The sequence below is a fragment of the Vibrio tubiashii ATCC 19109 genome, assembly GCF_000772105.1.
Lineage (GTDB): Bacteria > Pseudomonadota > Gammaproteobacteria > Enterobacterales > Vibrionaceae > Vibrio > Vibrio tubiashii.
Window position 1 is genome coordinate 363,316 of sequence record NZ_CP009354.1, and the last position, 19,143, is coordinate 382,458.

Sequence of the window (19,143 nt, forward strand, 5' to 3'; positions counted from 1 at the left end):
AGTAAAGTTATCTGCTTGCGAGATGAAAGTGATGGCGAAATAGAAATTTGTTGCGTAACCTGTAATGTGTCGATATCAGAGAATTCTGATAAGTTTTTGTTTTTGCTCTCTTTGCAAAAACATAACTTTGAGATTAGTCAAAAATGAGATATCGTGCCAAAAAGCTGACATTGCTTCAGTGAATGTATAGGGATGTTGTTTCTGATTGGTAATTAAAAGCAGTTTGGTTCATAGAATCATTTTATTGAGAGGATAGAAATTATGGCGGGTGAATCAGCAGGGATTGAAACTCCTTTGGTTGATGGTTTAAGTCATGCCGAGCAGTGGTTGACTAACAATTCCGATCTTTTAGTGCAGTATGGCGTGAACATTATTTCCGCTGTTCTGATCTTATTTATCGGTAACATCATAGTTAAAATGGTCGCCAACAGTGTGGCTAAAGTTTTAAACAAGAAGAAGATGGATAAAGCGGTTGTTGAGTTTATCCATGGTCTGGTTCGTTACCTTCTATTTGTTATTGTGCTGATTGCGGCACTAGGTCGTTTAGGTGTACAAACCGCGTCTGTGGTTGCTGTTATCGGTGCGGCTGGCTTAGCTGTAGGCTTAGCTCTACAGGGCTCACTTTCTAACTTTGCTGCTGGTGTGCTTATTGTTGCTTTCCGTCCATTTAAGTCGGGTGACTACGTGGAAATTGGTGGTGTGGCAGGCTCGGTAGATTCAATCCAGATTTTCCAAACCGTGCTAACTACACCAGACAACAAAATGGTCGTAGTGCCGAATGGTAGTGTAATTGGTAGCCCAATCACTAACTACTCACGTCATGAAACACGCCGAATTGATCTGATGATTGGTGTTTCTTACAGCGCAGATCTACAGAAGACCAAAGAGCTACTGACAAAGATTTGTGAATCAGATGAGCGCATTCTTAAAGAGCCTGGTGTACAGGTTGGCGTGCATACACTAGCTGACTCTTCAGTTAACTTTGTCGTGCGTCCTTGGGTTAAAACCGCCGACTACTGGAATGTCTACTTCGATTTGATGCAAGCGATCAAAGAAGGCTTAGATAAAGAAGGTATCGAGATTCCATTCCCACAAATGGATGTTCATATGAACAAAGTGGACGCATAATCTCTAAGCGTAGATTGAACAAAGCGAGGCAAACTGCCTCGCTTTTTACATTTCTAGCACTTTATTTTCTAGCGAGCTTAAGACGGTTTTTAATTGGTTGGCTGGGATGCCAAAGGTCACCTCTGGTTTACCCGGTGTATATAAGATTTCATTGTGTTGATACAGTTTGCTATCCACAATAATTTCTACTTCAGTAGGCAGACCGAAAGGGCACACCGCTCCCGGTACGCAACCAATCTGCTCAATCATCTCGTCATTGCTGACTATCGAAGGTCGCTTGCCGGTTAGGGCTTTAATCCCCTTAGTGTCTAAACGGCTATCTTTGTCGGTGAGAAGCAACGCATAGCCAGATCCTTTTAGCTTGAGAAATAGGCTTTTACTATGAGTGCCCGTCCAACCTAATTGCTCTGCTACCTTCTCGTCGGTGGCAAAATCTAATATAGGTTCGTGTTGCCACTCTTGATAATCAACATTCAATTGCTCTAAGAGCTTTTTGTTGAACTGATAAATAGCATCCAGCTTGTTCATACATCACCTACATTAACTGATTGAATAACTCTTTTGCCAACAAGGCGGCAATCACGTACATCATAATCGCAACCACAATATCAATACCTTGCTTAACTCGCGGTTGTGACAAAGTGGGACCGAGCTTGGCCGCGCCAATTGAAAGAGAGAAGAACCACACTAGCGAAGCCATCATGGTGCCGATGGCAAATGCGATACGATCTTGGCCTTCAAATTGGCCGCCTATTGAGCCGAGAATCACCACAGTATCAAGGTAAAGGTGAGGGTTCAGTACCGTCACTGCTAAAGCGCCTAGAATGACAGCGCGCTTACCTCTGAGTGTCTGGTTGAGCTGAGTCTCTTCCGCTTGTGGTGTAAAAGCGCTTTTGAGTGATAGTGAGCCATACACAGCAAGAAAAGTAATACCACCGAGAGTGACCAACATGAGCAAGGTTTCATTTTGTGATAGCAGAGCACCGCCACCGAAGATTCCGAGCGAAATAAATACAATATCAAGCACACTGCAGATCGTCGCGGTTGTAAGGTGGTGATGGCGCTTAATGCCTTGATTTAGTACGTAAGCGTTTTGGGCGCCAATAGGGATGATCATACTTGCGCCTAGGCCAAAGCCTTGTAGTAGTAGCCAAAAGTTCACGGCTTTCTCTCCAACAAATTAACTGATATGGCGAGAAGATAAGTAAACTGTCAAAATAAGTATATTTAATAATTTTTATACTATATTAGACTATCTAATAAACTGGTCGTAGAGAGGAATAAAAGATGCGTGGCTTGGATTATCGGTGGATAGAAGCTCTAGAGGCGGTGATCAGTAGTGGTAATTTTGAGCGTGCCGCTGAAGCATTGTTTGTCTCTCAATCGGCAGTTTCGCAACGACTAAAACAGCTAGAAAAGTATCTAGCTCAACCCGTTTTAGTGCGCGAGCAACCGCCAAGACCTACCCCGATAGGGCAAAAGCTTCTCGCGCTCTACCAACAAGTCCAATTGCTAGAGTCCGAGTTGATTCCAGAGCTAGATAACGAAACGGCTGAGCGTCTACAAACCGCGGCTATTGCGACTAACGCAGACAGCTTAGCGACATGGCTGCTGCCTGCTTTAGCACCAATTATGAAGTCACGGCGGGTTCAGTTTGAACTTGAGGTTTATGGGGAAGCGAGAACGTTAGACAAATTAAAAAATGGCGAAGTCTTGGGCGCGTTAAGCATGGAGCCCAAAGCCATGGTTGGCTGTGAAGCGAAATACATTGGTCGGATGGATTATGTATGTGTGGCGAGCCCAGAGTTTGCTCAGGAGTATTTTCCAACAGGAGTGACGCGAGAAGGGCTAAAACAAGCACCGGCTGTCTCTTATGATCAGCATGATGAACTACATCGTGATTTTCTTAAGCAGCATTTTAATATTTCTCCCGATTCTGTGCCGCATCATCATGTTGCAAGCTCTGAGGCTTTCGTCAACTTAGCTTTGATGGGATGTGCTTATTGCTTGATCCCTAAGCTACAAATAGAACGGGAACTTGCCTCTGGAAAATTAGTGGATTTGATGCCGGGTTTTTTTATGAGCTTTCGTATTTACTGGCATCATTGGCAACTTGAAACGGGTTTACTTAAACAGGTGACACAGGCCATTGTCGAATACACAAAGGATTTGCTGCCGAAATAGCGAGTATGTAGCCGCGTAAGTGCTCAGTTAATTCTCTGTCAGAACTGATGGCTAGATCTTGGTGTAGATTTATTCCATGCCTATGATGTATTGAGTTAATGGCATATGGTAATTGAGTATGAAAGCTATCCCTACAGTTGTTGCAGCTTTGTCGCTGTCTTTAAGCAGTTTTGGCGTGTTGGCCAATAGTCCCGATTTTCCACATTTATCAACCACAGGTTATGGTGAAGTGATCGCCAAACCCGATATGGCTGAGTTCTCGGTTAAGGTTGTAGAGTCAACCATGACGGCAGAGCAAGCAAAGCAGTCGGTTGATAAAGTTGTCCGTACCTTCCTTGATGCTCTAAACAAAGAGGGCGTAGAGAAGCAGGACGTGACTAGCTCGAACCTCTACATTACCCCTCAATACCACTACCCTAAAGACGGTAAACCAGAGCTTGTAGGCTACCGAGCTTCACGCAGTGTTACGGTGACGGTCGAAGATTTGGCTGACTTAAACCAATACTTAGATCTGGCGCTCAACTCTGGCATCAATCAAGTTGATAACATTCAGCTAAAAGTCAAAGACCAAGCTAAGTATCAACAGCAGGCACGAATGGCGGCGATCAAAGATGCCAACAGCAAGGCCGAGTCGCTCGCAGAGGGCTTTGGTAAAGAGCTGAATGGTGTTTGGCGCATTGATTACAATATGCCTGGCAATCAGCCTGTTTTGCTGCGCTCAATGGCTATGGATGCGCGTTCAGAATCGAACAGTTACCAAGACTCTACCATCGTTATCCGCGATAGCGTTGATGTGATTTATAAGATCGATTGATCAATTCAGTGATTCTATTGCTAGTAAAGTCGCCCCTATTCTACTTCTTCCGGTAGGGGCTTTAATCCTATTTCGATTAAATGATATACTGCTCGGCCTTATCGACACGAGCCTTCTTCACCTAATGCAGCGTAAATCCGTATTTTCATATCTCGCTATTACTACGCTGGTCTTTTTTTCTCTCGTTTCTTTTTACTATTTCAAGAAACATCAACAGCTTGAAAAAGACATCATTGTTCAAAATGCTGAGTTGGCGATTCACCAGCTTGCGTACAGTGAGCGTGAATACCAAAGCGTTCGTAGCCAGTTTATCTCGATTATTGAGTTGCTTTCTCATAGTCGCAACCTCTATGAGTATGTACTAGAGCCGACAAAGACCAATAAAGGCGTTGTTGAAGAGGTTTGGTCGTCAGTTGCAAGCAATCAAAAGTGGTACACCCAGATCCGTTTTTTAGATACTAACGGAATGGAGAAAATTCGCCTCAATTACAGCGACGGAGTTGCCGAGGTTGAGAGCGAAAAAAATCTTCAAGATAAATCACAGCGAAATTATTACCTGTACGCTCAAACTCTGAATGAGAATGATATTGGCGTATGGGGAATCGATCTAGAGCATGAACATGGCAAGCTTGTCGAGCCTTATCAGCCCGCGCTGCGCTTAATTACACCTGTCTATGTCGCTGGAAGCCGAGCAGGTTATTTGGTCCTCAATATTGATGTTCGCTATCTTTCATCTCGTTTAAACTATTCGCCCGATGAGCGATTTAGCCCCGAGCTTATTGGTGAGCAGGGCTTTTATTTGGCGGGTTCAAGCCTCAATGAGCTATATGGTCATTTAGTCAAAGAGAGAAATGAGCACAATTTTGCACGCTCTTTCCCTGTCACTTGGCAGATGATGCAACACAATAAGTCGGGTTACCTGATGGAGAAAGAGGGTTTGATTGTCTTTAATCAGATTTATCTTTCTCCACAGCAGCCCCTCTATCTGGTGATAGAACTTGATGGCAAAGAGTTAGACGCGATTGCCAAGCATGAGAGCGAAGCTTTAGTGCAAGAAGCAACTTTAGTGTTCGTTTTGATGCTAGCGTTCGTTATCCCAGGTACTTTACTCGTTGGTCACTACCGAAAACGCAGTATCGAAAGCCAATTAGCCCGTGCAGCCTTGAGTGGTATGTCTGCTGTGATTATTTCCGACCGCAACCATCGTGCGATTATGGTTAATGATCAATTTTGTGCGCTCACCGGACTCGCCCATCGCGATATCCACTCACGCAATATCATCAAGCACTTGCTTGGCGAAGAGCAAATTGAACTATCGCTAGAGATCTTTGAGCAAGTAGCCCATCAACAGCTATGGGAAGGCGAAATTAGTATTCAAAGAGCCGATGAAGAGCGAGCTGTCACTGCGTTACTACGGGTACAAAGTGTATTGGCAAAATCAGGTCGAGTTAGCTATTACATCACCTCAATTGTCGATATCAGTGATCGTAAAGAGCTTGAAGAACGCCTGCGTATTTTAAGTGAAAGAGATGAGCTCACCCAGCTTTGGAATCGTCGTAAGTTTGAATTGGAGCTGCGCCGTAATGCCCGGCTTATGGAGCGTTATCCTGCCACCTCGAATGCTTGCTTGGCTTTGCTCGATATCGACTTTTTTAAACGCGTTAATGATGAGCTTGGTCACGACGAAGGAGACCGCGTCATTACTAATGTGGCTCAGATGCTTGAGTCCACCTTGCGTGAGACAGATTTTGTGGCTCGAATCGGTGGTGAGGAGTTTGCGATCATTATGCCTCATACCTCAATATCAGAGGCTGAACTGGCCTTAGAGCGCTTACGTATAGCGATTGATTTGGAAGCGAGCATCCCTGTCACCGTCAGTATTGGTGTGACCGATTTTATTGCTGATAGCACGCGTTGTTACAAGTGCGCGGATATTGCGCTCTACGAGTCGAAGTCTTCTGGTCGTAACCGAGTGTCGGTCTGTTTTAGCTCCGAAGAGGTGGCATAAAAAATCGAGCCTTTTGGCTCGATTCTTATCTCATATCGCTATGCAGCGACGGCTTGCTCATCAATGATGGCTTGAATTTTCTGTCTGTTATGCTCTAGGTGACTATCTAGTGTCTTGGCGGCTTTTTCTCCGTCTTTGGCTAATACTAGCTTCATAATTTGTTCGTAGTCATCTAAGCAAGAACTGCCATACTCTAAACCGTTAACGATTGCGTAGTAGCGATAACGTTTGATCTGGGTGATGAGATCACTGAAGAAGCCAAGCATGTTATTCGAACGTGCCCCTTCGAGGAGTGAAATGTGGAACTGATGTTGACGCTCTTCCCACTCTTGCCAGTCAAAGCCTTCTTTTGCGTGTTGTACGCGCGACAACTTATGAAATGACGTCAGTACTTCTAGCTCCCAGCCTTCATCGCCAGCTTCAATCGCTTGCTTGAGGAGAATGGAAGAGATAAAGCGTAAGCTTTCATAGAGATCGTTCAGTTCATCAATAGAGACAGGCGCAACCCAACAACCTTTTTGCGGTTGTAAGCTGACATACTTGCTCCAAGAAAGTTGTACCAGTGCTTCTCTGATAGGAGAGGCACCGACATCGTATCTCTGTTTAAGCTCAGCAACGACCAGCTTTTCATCTGGTTGAAGTTGCCCATTCAAAATATCTTGCACAATCATTTTAGCGACTTTGTCTGTTAACGTCGGGCTAGACACGATGCATTCCTCACTACTTACACTGCTACTAAGACACCACTAATAATTATTAAACGGTATGTGGTACTGAATTTTGGTTGATAATACAGCGTACGGAATGGGTGGGCAAGAAAAATATATAAAAAAAGAGGGCCTAAGCCCTCTTTAATAGAATGTGCAATTGTATGCGTTTTATTATAGAACGTGTACAGATGCAGTGTTTGTTGTACCAGAAGCAACTAGTGCACCAGATACCATAACAACGATGTCGCCTTTGTTACCTAGGCCAGACTCTAGTGCAAGTTCTTTACCTGCTACGTAGAACGCGTCTGTGTTCTCGATAGAATCAACAACAACTGGAGTAACACCTTTAGTTAGAACTAGCTGTGCTGCTGTCTTAGTGTTAGTTGTAAGCGCTAGGATGTTCGCTGTTGGGAAGTACTTACGTACTGAACGTGCTGATTTACCACCTTCAGTTGCAACAACGATTAGAGGAGCTGCTAGTTTCTCAGCTGTATCAACTGCGCCTTTACATACTGCTTCAGTGATGCGTAGACGTGGGCTATCTAGGCGAGAGCCAAGCTCAGCTTTTAGTGCTGAATCAGTACGGTTCGCGATTTGAGCCATGATAGTTACCGCTTCAACAGGGTACTTACCTTTTGCAGTTTCGCCAGAAAGCATCACTGCGTCAGTACCGTCCATTACTGCGTTAGCAACGTCGCCTGCTTCCGCACGAGTAGGGCGTGGGTTGTTGATCATAGAATCAAGCATTTGAGTTGCAGTGATAACCATCTTACGTGCACGGTTACACTTCTCGATCATCATCTTCTGAGCGAAGATTACTTCTTCAGCTGGAATTTCAACACCTAGGTCACCACGAGCAACCATGATGCCGTCAGAAAGCTCTAGGATCTCGTCGAAGTTATCAACACCTTCTTGGTTTTCGATCTTAGAGATGATGTGGATGTTCTCGCCACCGTTTGCAGCAAGTACTTCACGGATTTCTTGAACGTCAGAAGCTTTACGGATGAATGAAGCTGCAACGAAGTCAACGCCTTGCTCACAACCAAACTTAAGGTCGTTCTTATCTTTTTCAGATAGAGCAGGTAGGTTTACTGAAACGCCTGGTAGGTTAACACCTTTGTTTTCACCTAGTGCTCCGTTGTTAAGAACTTTACACTTAACTTCAGTTTCAGAAGTAGCAAGTACTTCCATTTCGATTAGACCGTCGTCTACTAGGATAGTGTTACCAACGTTTAGGTCTGCTGCGAAACCAGCGTAAGTCACTGCTACTTTATCTTTGTTACCTACAACTGAGATATCAGTTGTGAAAGTGAACTCTTGACCAGCTACTAGATCAACGTCGTCGCCGTTTTCTAGTTTGATAGTACGGATTTCTGGACCTTTAGTATCTAGAAGGATAGCAAGCTGCTTACCAGACTCTTCCATTACTTTGCGGAAGTTCGCGATACGAGTGCCGTGCTCTTCGTAGTCACCGTGAGAGAAGTTCAGGCGCATTACGTTCATGCCTGCGTTTACTAGTTCAGTTAGCTTCTCTACAGATTCAGTTTTAGGGCCAATCGTACATACGATTTTGGTCTTTTTCATGGAAGATACTCTCCGGTCGATAATAGTTACAATTTGAAAGTCGGTTATTGGTCTGAAACCAAGGCTGTCGAATAGGCATTTTGTGCCTGCCAACTCTTCATGACAGCATTACATCTAGTTGGCTCCAGAACTGAAAGTCTTTCACATAGTTTAGTCATTTTATGACCAACTTAATGCCGTTCAACGCCGTATTTTTGTGACAACACTAGGATATAGTGGCTAGATTGCAAAAAAATAACGGTCAATTCTGTAATTTTTTTTCTTTTAGGGTGCGAATTCTACCACCTAATGATTTCAATATCACTGCTTAACAATTGTCTTAGGACAAGGTTTTTGCGCTAAATATTAATTTTTTGGATCGAAATAAATGGACATGAATGTTTCGACTTGACTATAATTTCTTTCAGTTCGAAACTTGAATGTATAAATTAAATGTCGAAACGAAACACTCAGCTAAGAAGACACGCTATTTCTAATCTAGTAAATGAGAAAGGAGAGGTCAGCGTTGAAGCACTTTCTGTTCAATTTGAAACCTCTGAGGTGACGATTAGAAAGGATCTTGCTTCGCTAGAAAAAAATGGTCAGCTTCTTCGTCGCTATGGTGGTGCGATTGCCTTACCCAAAGAAGTGGTAAGCGACGAAATGAACGAAAATGTTTCGATTCGAAAGAACGAATTGGCGGAGGCGGCGGTTAAGCTGATCCGCGAGCATAACCGTATTGTGATCGACAGTGGCAGTACAACTGGCGCTCTGATCAAAATGCTTGATGGCATGCGCGGTTTGGTGGTGATGACCAATTCTCTTAATGTCGCTAACGCGCTGAATGAGCTTGAAAGCGAACCGACTCTATTGATGACAGGCGGAACTTGGGATGCACACTCTGAGTCGTTTCAAGGTCAAGTTGCAGAATCTGTTCTACGCTCATATGACTTTGACCAGTTATTTATTGGCGCAGACGGTGTCGATCTTGAGCGCGGGACCACCACCTTCAATGAGCTCGTTGGCCTAAGTAAAGTGATGGCTGAGGTGTCACGCGAGGTCATCGTCATGGTCGAGTCGGAAAAGATCGGCAGAAAGATCCCTAACTTAGAGTTAGCTTGGGATGCCATCGATATCTTGATTACCAACAAAGACTTAGACCCAGAGTTAAAAACAAAAATTGAATCTCATGGCGTCAAAGTGCTTTGTGCATAACGTTAAACAAATTTTTTAATCTTACTTCTCCGAATCTGGCCTTTGCTTGCTGCCTATCGGAATCAACAAATTGGAGTTGAATATGTGTGGAATCGTCGGTGCTGTTGCACAACGAGATGTCGCTGAAATTTTAGTAGAAGGATTACGTCGCCTTGAATACCGTGGTTATGATTCTGCGGGTGTGGCGATTGTTGATGGTGAGTCAAACCTAACTCGCGTCCGTCGCCTTGGTAAAGTGCAAGAGCTAGCAGACGCGGTAGATTCGGCACAAGTTGTCGGCGGCACAGGTATTGCGCACACTCGCTGGGCGACTCATGGTGAACCTTCTGAAGCGAATGCCCACCCACATATGTCAGGCGACATTGCAGTGGTGCACAACGGTATTATTGAAAACCACGAAGAACTGCGTGAGCTACTTAAGTCTCGCGGTTATGTATTTGAGTCTCAAACAGATACTGAAGTAATCGCTCATATGGTTGAGTGGGAGCTGCGTAGCTCTGAGACACTATTGGAAGCAGTCCAAAAGACCGCGAAGCAACTTGAAGGTGCTTACGGCACTGTGGCATTGGATCGTAAAGATCCTTCGCGTATTGTCGTAGCTCGTTCAGGCAGCCCAATCGTGATTGGTTTTGGTGTTGGTGAGAACTTCCTTGCCTCTGACCAACTTGCTCTGCTTAACGTGACTCGCCGCTTTATGTATCTAGAAGAAGGTGACGTTGCGGAAATCACTCGCCGTGAAGTAACGGTATTTGATGCTTCAGGTGAGCGTGTAGAACGTGAGATTACGGAATCTAACGCTGAGCATGATGCGGGTGACAAAGGCCAGTACCGTCACTTCATGCAAAAAGAGATTTATGAGCAGCCAACGGCACTGATCAACACCATGGAAGGCCGTATTACGGCAGACTCTGTGGTAACAGAAGCTATCGGTGTTAACGCAGCGGAAATCCTAAGCAAAGTCGAGCATGTACAAATTGTTGCGTGTGGTACTTCTTACAATGCAGGTATGACAGCTCGTTACTGGTTTGAAGATCTCGCTGGCGTAAGCTGTGACGTAGAAATTGCTTCTGAGTTCCGTTACCGCAAATTTGTGACGCGTCCTAACAGTCTGTTAATCACGCTTTCTCAATCCGGTGAAACGGCTGATACCTTGGCAGCTCTGCGCCTAGCTAAAGAGAAAGGCTATATGGCTGCAATGACGATTTGTAACGTTGCTGGCTCTTCGCTGGTTCGTGAGTCTGATTTTGCCTTTATGACACGTGCTGGCGTAGAGATCGGTGTGGCGTCAACCAAAGCCTTTACCACTCAGCTTTCAGCCTTACTGATGTTAGTGACTGCGCTAGGTAAGCAACAAAATCGTATCAGCAAAGAAAAAGAGCAAGAGATTGTTGAAGCGCTGCATGCACTACCTAAGCAAATCAATGCTGCTCTCTCTTTTGAGAAAGACATTGAAGAGTTGGCGACAGATTTTGCTGACAAGCACCATACACTGTTCTTAGGTCGTGGTGAGTTTTACCCGATTGCTATGGAAGCCTCTCTTAAACTAAAAGAGATCTCTTACATCCACGCTGAAGCATACGCAGCAGGCGAACTAAAGCACGGTCCACTGGCGCTGATTGATGCTGATATGCCAGTTGTTGTGGTCGCGCCAAGTAACGAGTTGTTAGAGAAGCTAAAATCGAACGTTGAAGAAGTTCGTGCACGTGGTGGTTTATTATATGTATTCGCCGATGCAGATGCGGGCTTTGAAGCTGATGAGACAATGAAGATCATCACTATGCCGCACGTCAGCGAGATCACGGCACCGATTTACTACACCATCCCGATGCAGCTTCTGTCTTACTACGTTGCTTTGATTAAAGGAACGGATGTGGACCAACCACGTAACCTAGCGAAAGCGGTGACGGTTGAGTAACAGTCTAGCGAAGGCTAGCAATTAGAAAATGGTGGCTGTTAGGCCACCATTTTTGTTTACATGCCCTGTTAGAAACTAGGTCAACCATTGGCAGGATAGAGGGTAATTGGGCCAAGAAACATAGACTGGTCGCTCGGAGCAAGAATCTGCGGTAAGCCATTCCCTTTCTCTAGGCTGCGAACATACGTGCAGTGTACTTCTAGCACTGGTACGTTAGCTGCACTTGGGTAGGCTGGTTTTTTGACAATTCTGTCTACCGTTAACTGCGCAGCAGGAGGCAACAAAAACTCGGCTTGGACTGCGATTGCCGATTCTTGGTCTTTGAATTCCATCAGTTTGGCGAGATTCTCATAGCCTTGCTTCATCTTATTTCTTCGGCGTCTTTCAAGGTAGAGCGTTTTGCTTTTCTCTATCACATCAGTGACGTATTTCTTTTCGTAATCAGGGATGCTTTTAATTGAATTGTCGTTTAGATTTAATAGTCTTACTGCTGTCTCATCTAATCGGTTAGCTAAGTTAGTACTGTTGTAACCGCTAAATGCACTGATATTGACCCCTTGAGCACGACGTATAACGAAGTTAAGGATACCTTCGGTGTTTTTGTAAACAGGGAAGCAGGCTCCCTCAATAAACCCTTTGTGGAAGCTGCATGATAAGTAGCGACTACTTTTTATTGTCCCAACCGGACCTTTAGGATTGGCGCCGTTGACTATTTCATTGGCGTACTTCCACCAAGCCGAGTTTTGCGGATTTGGCACGGTAATTTGGCGATAGACGGGTACATCAACGCGCGTAGTTGAGTTCTGTCCCCACTTTTTGTAAGCCCGCCAGACTTTAACTGCGTCATCTTTAAGCTGGTTGCCTTTAGTGGTGTAGCCGGTCATCTCAGTATTGATGGTGTTAGAGTTGAACGTATAAAAAGACAGAGCTGTCACCATCTCCATTTGTTCAATCAAAGCTTGTTGCTCGAGGTCAGTAATACGAGCGCTGACGCTGTCAGGCACAGACCAGCGATGTCTCATACTTTGTGCCACCTTGTATTGATTGACAAAGCCTCTCATCATGTCCATCCACTCAGTGGGGCTATTGTTCTGGCAGTGTTGTCTATATGAGGTTTGTGTGAGATTTAGTGCCATCTGATGGAGTGCGTCTAAACACTCTTTCTCAGCCGCTTGATTAATTTTGAGGTATTTGAGCCTTTTCGTAAGGTTACCGACTCCCACAGATCTTAACTGCTCGTAGCGATATTCATCGTAACCGCCTATTTCCATTTTATTTTCCTTATCCAACTGACTTTATATTTGGAGCTCTAATTCTCATCTCAACTACGATTACTTTGCGTGAGGCGAAAACTGGCTCCATTTAAACTATCAACTTAGATGCAGTTGCATAGGCTGACAACGGAGCTTAGCCAAATTGATTTGGTGCTTTGGTTGTAATCCTACATGGGTCTAATAGTTGGAAGGATTTAACTTTCAATTTGTCATCAGGAATTGAGGCTAATTACTGATCTATCAGCATATTTAGATGCGGAATAACCTGTTCTAATGAATTCATAACAATAGCTTCTGTGTTTACTTCGTCTGATGGAGCAACGAGATCTGGCACCATGACCACAGGGCAACCCGCAGCCAGTGCCGCTTTTACTCCGTTATTAGAGTCTTCTAAAACTAAACACTGTTCGGCTTCCAAACCGAGGCGAGTGTATGCCATTTGGTAGCAGTCAGGGTAAGGTTTACCGCGTTCGACATCTTCTGCTGTGATGACTAAATCAAACTGAGGTAGGTAGTCGCTGGTGGCGAAGTTGTATTTGACCTCAGCAAGGTGTGAGGAGGTGACAATGGCTGTTGCGAGTCCACGTCGCTTAATGTCTTGGAATAGTTGGTCAAAACCGGGTTTGAAAGCGATGCCATTGGATCTTAAGCGATGAAAATGGTCGTCGCGAACCTGTTTATAGCGTGACAGATCGAGTGCATTTTGAAAGTGCTCTGCGAGAATCCGTTCGCACTCAGGGTCTTGAACACCGATGAATTGTTGATAGAAGTCGTCGCTTAAATCGAGATTTTGTTCACTAGCGGCATACTGCCAGCTCAGTTTGTAGATGGACTCGGTATCAAAGATAAGCCCATCCATATCGAAAAGAACCGCTTTTAACATGATGTCTCCTGTTGTAAGTCAATAGGAGGCTGACAATGGTAAGTCGTCGTTGTTATTAGAATGGGCTCTCTTTGTCGAGTTCATTACATATCTCGACAATTGCCAGTGAGAGCCCTGACTTTATGATCTGTTGTTGACGTTGAAGCTGTAGCTGGTAGAAATCAAGATCTATGTCGTCATCAGGTTCGGCGACTTCAAGCTGTACCATGCCCATTTTTTTAACCAAGTTGAGCTTTTTGATTGGTTGTAAAACGTTAGGATCAGTGAACTGATAATCAGCAGCGTCACTGTTAAGTTCATTTTTAATTCTGATGATGTCTTCTATGTCGTGATAGACATCATTAGGTAGAACACCTAAGCCAAACAGTAACTTCAAACGGACAGATAAATCGCCTAATGGACCGGAGTCATGGAGCAACGGACCAACAACCGACTGCACCGCAAAGTTATCTTTCTGAAAGATTCTTTGCATCAGTGCATCAATTGAGTCATTAAATACGTCAACGGCAGCAATAAAAAAGCCGCGTACCGATGGGGCGCTATTTAATCGCTCTATAATGTCGGTTTCATTAATTTTGTCTGCCATATACTGAACTAAAACTTTTTGTTGATAGAGGAGGAGAGTTCTCCTCCCCGTATTTGTTGTTATAGTGCTGCGAAAAAGGATTCGATTTGCGCGACTTCTTCGCTGTTTTCATCCAAACCTGTGTACCTTGCTAGCGTGTGGCGAATGCCATGTTCTTGCAAAGAGGTTTGTAGCTCAATTGCTTGTGGGTCATCCTCACTCTTATACTTGAGAGCTGCGGCGATACCCTTTAAAAGCGTTTGATTTTCAGTGCCATACTCAATTGTACCTAGTAATGGCTTCACTAATCTATCATTTGCGCCTAATTTGCGAATTGGTTGGCGGCCAACGCGGTCGACTTCATCAACCAAATATGGATTAGCGAATCGACTTAGAATTTTTTCGATATAAGCGTTGTGTAATTCGCGATCAAAGCCATAGCGACGAATCAGGACTTCACCACTTTCGAACATTGCTTGTTTTACATCCGCTCTAATGTCTGGGTCTTCAATAGCCTGACGAATGGTTTGGTGACCATTCAAGCAACCTAAATAAGCCGTGATGCAGTGACCAGTATTGAGAGTAAACAACTTACGCTCAACGAAGGCCATTAGGTTATCGGTTTTCTCCATTCCAGAAATGTCGGGAATTTCACCTTTAAACTGCTGCTCGTCAACAATCCACTCGCTAAAGCTTTCAACAGTGACTTCAAGTGGATCATCGTTGGCGGCTTCTGCGGGTGGCACAATACGGTCAACGGCTGAGTCGACAAAGCCAACCAAGTCATCAGCTTTACCATGCAGTGTGTTATCTAGGTGTTTATAGACTTCGCCTTTGAGGTGAGTGGTGCCACGAACCATGTTTTCGCAGGCGATAATATTGAGCGGTGATTCATTACCAGATTCAAAGCGCTTTGTGATACCTGTTGCGATCGTTTTCGCAATGATATCCAACACATTTGGACCAACGGCGGTGGTGACCAAATCGGTTTTCGCTATACGTTCAATCACATCTTCACTTGCTGAGTTGACCGCAGTCACGTGAGTAACGGTCTCGATTTGGCACTCAGTGCCCACAACTTTAACCTTGTACTCTTGTTTGTGACTGAGTTGATCGACAAGCGGAGTATCCACATCGGCGAACGTGACTTCAACATCCGCGTCAGCAAGTAGCTTTCCAATAAAACCGCGACCGATATTGCCTGCACCAAAATGAACTGCATTTTTCATAATTTACCTACCAAATAAAAGAATAAAAACTAACGACTCTAGGGGGAGGCCAACTGCATAGGGGGTGACAGTCGACCTCGTTTGCTCTCAGGAACAAAGGTTTTGAGTGAAGGATTAAGCGGCTTGTGGATTCCCTAAAATATTGAGAATCTTGGCCACATCTTGAGTGCTGGTTAGCGTTTCAATCGCTTCAGGCTCATCGAGTGCATTAGTGATGGTAGTGATCACTTGAATGTGTTCATCATTTTTAGCGGCAATACCAATAACCAGTTTGGCGACATCACCTTGGTCATCAGTAAATTGAATACCTGCTGGATATTGGCAGATGACAATACCGGTTTTCTTTACTTTGTCTTTTGCTTCAATGGTACCGTGAGGGACAGCAATAGACTCGCCTAAATAAGTTGGGACCAATTTCTCGCGCTCAAACATGGCATCAACGTATTCTGGTTCTACGTAGCCCATTTCAACCAGTTTGTTACCTGCAAAACGAATCGCGTCTTCTTTGTTGCTAGCGGTTAATCCTAGATGGATGTTTTCTGGTGCGATTTGGAAAACAGAAGGCTGCTGCGGCTCATAGCTGTCATCATTGGCTGCGAGTACAGAGACTTTGGCGTTGTGCTCATCATTTGCGGCTGCCCCTTTCTGAGCAGCAAGAAGCTTAGTGACGAGTTGGTTGTACATTTCACTGTTTAAGAAGTTAGTCAGAGAAATATGGTGGGCATTCGGAGCATGCTTGCGAGCACGATCCGTTAGATCTTTGTGGGTAATCACGATATCAGCGCTCTCAGTTAGGCTATTAATGGCTAGATTGTTTACACCAATGTTTAGACCTGCATCTTGGACTTTTTTACGCAGCATGCTCGCGCCCATCGCGCTAGAGCCCATACCAGCGTCACAAGCGACAATAATGCTGGTTACGTTTGCAAGATCGATGTTGCCTTTGTTTTGAGCGTTGACTGTTGATTCTGATTTTGCGCCAGACTTCATTTCTTTCATTTGCGAAGTGGCTTTTTCTAATGCCGCTTTGTCGCCATCTTCTTCCGTTGATGTTTGAGTTTTCATCAGCAAGGCAGCAACTGTAAATGAAACACCAGTAGCGGCTGCAATAGAAGCTAATACACCAACGATAGAGCCTTTCTGCGTCATCAATAGAATGGCAAAAATAGAACCTGGAGAAGCTGGAGAGACGATACCCGCATTAAACATGACGAGTACGAATACGCCTGTCATACCGCCAGCAATTGCAGCTAGGATAAGACGCGGGTTCATTAGGATATACGGGAAGTAAATCTCGTGGATACCGCCAAAGAAGTGAATGATTGAAGCTCCACCTGCAGTTTGACGAGCAGTACCTTTACCGAAAACCATGTAAGCCAACAGAATACCTAAACCAGGACCTGGGTTTGCTTCGATTAGGAAAAAGATCGACTGACCGGCTTCAGAAGCTTGCTGAATACCTAGTGGTGAGAATATTCCGTGGTTGATCGCATTGTTGAGGAACAGAATCTTCGCTGGCTCAACAAAAATAGAGGTCAAAGGTAGAAGGTGTGCTGAGACTAGGAAGTTAACGCCAGCCGCTAGGCCACCAGAAAGAATTTTGACAAAAGGTCCAATGAACATGAATGCCAAAATAGCGCATAGCATACCGATGATGCCAGCAGAGAAGTTGTTGACCAACATTTCAAAGCCGCTTTTCACTTTGCCATCAATGTAGTTGTCGAATTTCTTAATTGCCCAACCACCCAGAGGGCCGACCATCATCGCGCCCATAAACATTGGTATATCAGTACCAACGATGACGCCCATGGTCGTGATGGCACCAACAACCGCACCACGATCGCCACCAACAAGTTTACCACCGGTATAACCGATAAGGAGCGGTAGTAAGTAAGTGATCATTGGGCCAACCATAGCTGCTAGCGTTTCATTAGGTAGCCAGCCAGTTGGAATAAAGAGTGCCGTGATAAAGCCCCATGCGATAAACGCACCGATATTCGGCATTACCATGTTAGACAGAAAACGACCAAAATTTTGTATCTTGATCTTAGCATCTGGTGATATCATAAGAGTTCCCCGTTCGATGTTCTGATGAATATTGTAGTAGTACGGTTCGCCAAAACCGCTTGATTGCTTAGTACCCAATCAATTTACCACACAAATTCAGTTTGGAACTGACAACGGGTTTTTTGTGATTAGTCGCAAATAAAACACTTCTACCTAATAGTATTTAAGCGATCTAGTTCAAGTATTTCGTGTGTAACTTTTTTACAAATTAGAACTTACTCTTTTGTCAATAAATATTAGTCGATCAATATCTTGTTTTTGATTTTTTAATATCTCAATGCTTGGTGATCTAGATCACCTTGTGTCTTCTTTGATTATTCGAATTAACTATTAATGTGATCTTTGTTTGATTTTGTTGTGGGGTGGTTAGGCGTGTGATTGTGATCGTTATCACATCGGGCTTCTTTCTGTAACTAAGTAACACATCAAACCCTCCGTCTAGCCAAGTAAGCTTGTCGTTATTTAAGGCAGATTACGTGGCAGAGTCTCCTCTGCCACTAAGTTGAGTTAGTTGGTATCTAGGTAAGCTTTAGAAGAGATGTCAGTCCATGCACGTACTTTAGTTAAGTACTGTCTTTGTGACTCAATAATTTCTTTCGCTAATGCGTCGCTGCTAGCCTGCTGTTCAAGCAATTCGGTGGTTGCTGTTTGCATCGCTTTTAACACTTCTGGTGGGAAGTCCCTTACTTTTATATCTGGGTACTCAGCACTCATTGTCGCCCAACTATTTGCATTTGCATCGACTGCCTGAGTGTACATATCAAATGCCGCCACTCGGAATGCTGTTTCCAATATTGTTTGTAGATCTTTAGGTAGTGAATCCCATTTCTTTTTATTCACTAAGAACTGAGTTTCCGAACCCGGTTCATGCCACGCCGTGTAGTAATAAGGCGCAATTTTCTGAAAGCCCATTCTAAGATCAAATGCAGGGCCAACCCATTCTAGTGCGTCAATGGTTCCCCGCTCTAATGAGGTATACAGTTCACCCGGAGCGATGTTGGTCGGTTTTGCACCTACTTTTGCCATCACTTCACCAGCAAAGCCAGGAATGCGAATTTTAAGTCCTTTTAGATCTTCTACTGAGTTGATCTCCTTTTTAAACCAGCCGCCCATCTGAATGTCAGAGTTACCGCCGGGGAAAGAAAGAAGGTTGTGTGGTGCATAGACTTTTTCCATTAACTCCATACCGCCACCGCGATAAAACCAAGCATATTGCTCAGTAGAGATCATGCCAAATGGCATGGAGGAGAAGTATAACGTGTTAGGTACTTTGCCTTTCCAATAGTAGGAGCTTGAGTGGCCCAGGTCGTATTGACCAGACTTGACCATATCGAATATCCCTAATGGGGCTTTATGTTTATTGGCGGAATCAATACGAATTTTTAGGCGACCGTTTGACATCTCTTCGGCAAGCTTGGCCATGTTCTTGGTAGCATCACCTAAGATGGGGGTATTCGGTCCCCAAGTTTCGGCAAGTTTTAAACGATAGACTTTCTCTGCTGCAAGTGCAGAGAATGAACTAAGAGCAAGTGATAATGTTAGCGTTCCTGCTAATAGTGAGCGCAGTTTCAGCTTGGATGGCAACATA

At 44.4% G+C, this 19,143-nt stretch carries 16 protein-coding genes; 6 read left to right on the forward strand and 10 right to left on the reverse strand.

Features of this window, described 5'->3' with window-relative positions; genetic code table 11:
• The first annotated feature begins 261 nt into the window (after window positions 1-261).
• Window positions 262-1,128: a small-conductance mechanosensitive channel MscS gene (mscS, locus tag IX91_RS01825; RefSeq protein WP_004742532.1), complete on the forward strand. Its 867-nt coding sequence runs from the start codon at window positions 262-264 to the stop codon at window positions 1,126-1,128.
• Between the two features lie 45 nt (window positions 1,129-1,173).
• Here mscS and IX91_RS01830 read toward each other — a convergent pair whose 3' ends face one another.
• Both IX91_RS01830 and IX91_RS01835 read right to left on the reverse strand, forming a co-directional pair.
• Window positions 1,174-1,656, reverse strand: coding sequence for a YbaK/EbsC family protein (locus IX91_RS01830; protein ID WP_004742533.1), 483 nt, complete (start codon window positions 1,654-1,656; stop codon window positions 1,174-1,176).
• 7 nt (window positions 1,657-1,663) lie between these two features.
• The gene (locus IX91_RS01835) at window positions 1,664-2,290 is read right to left on the reverse strand and encodes a LysE/ArgO family amino acid transporter (protein WP_004742534.1); all 627 of its coding nucleotides are present in this window, start codon (window positions 2,288-2,290) and stop codon (window positions 1,664-1,666) included.
• Window positions 2,291-2,415: 125 nt separating this feature from the next.
• On the opposite strand from IX91_RS01835, the gene IX91_RS01840 reads away from it, so the two are divergent.
• The 3 genes from IX91_RS01840 (at window position 2,416) to IX91_RS01850 (ending at window position 6,134) form a co-directional block, all read left to right on the forward strand.
• A complete protein-coding gene (locus tag IX91_RS01840; protein WP_004742535.1) occupies window positions 2,416-3,312 on the forward strand; it encodes a LysR family transcriptional regulator ArgP in 897 nt (298 codons plus the stop codon).
• Window positions 3,313-3,430: 118 nt separating this feature from the next.
• Window positions 3,431-4,126 carry an oxidative stress defense protein gene (locus IX91_RS01845; protein WP_004742536.1) on the forward strand — a complete coding sequence of 232 codons (696 nt, stop codon included), beginning with the start codon at window positions 3,431-3,433 and terminating at the stop codon, window positions 4,124-4,126.
• A gap of 124 nt (window positions 4,127-4,250) precedes the next feature.
• The gene (locus IX91_RS01850) at window positions 4,251-6,134 is read left to right on the forward strand and encodes a GGDEF domain-containing protein (protein ID WP_004742537.1); all 1,884 of its coding nucleotides are present in this window, start codon (window positions 4,251-4,253) and stop codon (window positions 6,132-6,134) included.
• Window positions 6,135-6,172: 38 nt separating this feature from the next.
• On the opposite strand, the gene IX91_RS01855 is transcribed toward IX91_RS01850, so the two are convergent.
• Entirely contained in the window at window positions 6,173-6,805 is a 633-nt protein-coding gene (locus IX91_RS01855) for a GntR family transcriptional regulator (protein WP_050809754.1), read from the reverse strand.
• 210 nt (window positions 6,806-7,015) lie between these two features.
• Window positions 7,016-8,428, reverse strand: a complete 1,413-nt coding sequence (gene pykF, locus IX91_RS01860) for a pyruvate kinase PykF (RefSeq protein WP_004742539.1) — start codon at window positions 8,426-8,428, stop codon at window positions 7,016-7,018.
• Between the two features lie 432 nt (window positions 8,429-8,860).
• Here pykF and IX91_RS01865 point away from each other — a divergent pair, with 432 nt between their 5' ends.
• Window positions 8,861-9,622: a DeoR/GlpR family DNA-binding transcription regulator gene (locus tag IX91_RS01865; protein WP_004742540.1), complete on the forward strand. Its 762-nt coding sequence runs from the start codon at window positions 8,861-8,863 to the stop codon at window positions 9,620-9,622.
• Window positions 9,623-9,704: 82 nt separating this feature from the next.
• A complete protein-coding gene (gene glmS / locus IX91_RS01870; protein WP_004749095.1) occupies window positions 9,705-11,537 on the forward strand; it encodes a glutamine--fructose-6-phosphate transaminase (isomerizing) in 1,833 nt (610 codons plus the stop codon).
• Between the two features lie 80 nt (window positions 11,538-11,617).
• Here glmS and IX91_RS01875 read toward each other — a convergent pair whose 3' ends face one another.
• From IX91_RS01875 to IX91_RS01900, 6 genes are all read right to left on the reverse strand, one after another.
• Window positions 11,618-12,808, reverse strand: a complete 1,191-nt coding sequence (locus tag IX91_RS01875) for a hypothetical protein (RefSeq protein WP_004742541.1) — start codon at window positions 12,806-12,808, stop codon at window positions 11,618-11,620.
• 232 nt (window positions 12,809-13,040) lie between these two features.
• A complete protein-coding gene (locus IX91_RS01880) occupies window positions 13,041-13,694 on the reverse strand; it encodes an HAD family hydrolase (protein WP_004742542.1) in 654 nt (217 codons plus the stop codon).
• 55 nt (window positions 13,695-13,749) lie between these two features.
• Window positions 13,750-14,280 carry an MltR family transcriptional regulator gene (locus IX91_RS01885; RefSeq protein WP_004742543.1) on the reverse strand — a complete coding sequence of 177 codons (531 nt, stop codon included), beginning with the start codon at window positions 14,278-14,280 and terminating at the stop codon, window positions 13,750-13,752.
• A gap of 59 nt (window positions 14,281-14,339) precedes the next feature.
• On the reverse strand, window positions 14,340-15,488 hold the full coding sequence (locus IX91_RS01890; RefSeq protein ID WP_004742544.1) for a mannitol-1-phosphate 5-dehydrogenase: 1,149 nt from the start codon (window positions 15,486-15,488) through the stop codon (window positions 14,340-14,342).
• Between the two features lie 114 nt (window positions 15,489-15,602).
• Complete coding sequence (locus IX91_RS01895) at window positions 15,603-17,555, reverse strand: PTS mannitol transporter subunit IICBA (RefSeq protein WP_004742545.1); 1,953 nt, start codon at window positions 17,553-17,555, stop codon at window positions 15,603-15,605.
• A 507-nt stretch (window positions 17,556-18,062) separates the two neighbouring features.
• Window positions 18,063-19,142: a TRAP transporter substrate-binding protein gene (locus IX91_RS01900; protein ID WP_004742546.1), complete on the reverse strand. Its 1,080-nt coding sequence runs from the start codon at window positions 19,140-19,142 to the stop codon at window positions 18,063-18,065.
• Window position 19,143 lies beyond the last annotated feature (1 nt).

Bases quoted from the DNA above. Each gene is read 5' to 3' on its own strand.
- pykF (WP_004742539.1), bottom strand. From the start codon at position 8,428: ATGAAAAAGACCAAAATCGTATGTACGATTGGCCCTAAAACTGAATCT.
- glmS (WP_004749095.1), top strand. From the start codon at position 9,705: ATGTGTGGAATCGTCGGTGCTGTTGCACAACGAGATGTCGCTGAAATT.
- IX91_RS01900 (WP_004742546.1), bottom strand. From the start codon at position 19,142: ATGTTGCCATCCAAGCTGAAACTGCGCTCACTATTAGCAGGAACGCTA.
- IX91_RS01885 (WP_004742543.1), bottom strand. From the start codon at position 14,280: ATGGCAGACAAAATTAATGAAACCGACATTATAGAGCGATTAAATAGC.
- IX91_RS01845 (WP_004742536.1), top strand. From the start codon at position 3,431: ATGAAAGCTATCCCTACAGTTGTTGCAGCTTTGTCGCTGTCTTTAAGC.
- IX91_RS01855 (WP_050809754.1), bottom strand. From the start codon at position 6,805: ATGATTGTGCAAGATATTTTGAATGGGCAACTTCAACCAGATGAAAAG.
- IX91_RS01880 (WP_004742542.1), bottom strand. From the start codon at position 13,694: ATGTTAAAAGCGGTTCTTTTCGATATGGATGGGCTTATCTTTGATACC.
- IX91_RS01850 (WP_004742537.1), top strand. From the start codon at position 4,251: ATGCAGCGTAAATCCGTATTTTCATATCTCGCTATTACTACGCTGGTC.
- IX91_RS01865 (WP_004742540.1), top strand. From the start codon at position 8,861: ATGTCGAAACGAAACACTCAGCTAAGAAGACACGCTATTTCTAATCTA.
- IX91_RS01875 (WP_004742541.1), bottom strand. From the start codon at position 12,808: ATGGAAATAGGCGGTTACGATGAATATCGCTACGAGCAGTTAAGATCT.
- IX91_RS01830 (WP_004742533.1), bottom strand. From the start codon at position 1,656: ATGAACAAGCTGGATGCTATTTATCAGTTCAACAAAAAGCTCTTAGAG.
- IX91_RS01840 (WP_004742535.1), top strand. From the start codon at position 2,416: ATGCGTGGCTTGGATTATCGGTGGATAGAAGCTCTAGAGGCGGTGATC.
- IX91_RS01890 (WP_004742544.1), bottom strand. From the start codon at position 15,488: ATGAAAAATGCAGTTCATTTTGGTGCAGGCAATATCGGTCGCGGTTTT.
- IX91_RS01895 (WP_004742545.1), bottom strand. From the start codon at position 17,555: ATGATATCACCAGATGCTAAGATCAAGATACAAAATTTTGGTCGTTTT.
- mscS (WP_004742532.1), top strand. From the start codon at position 262: ATGGCGGGTGAATCAGCAGGGATTGAAACTCCTTTGGTTGATGGTTTA.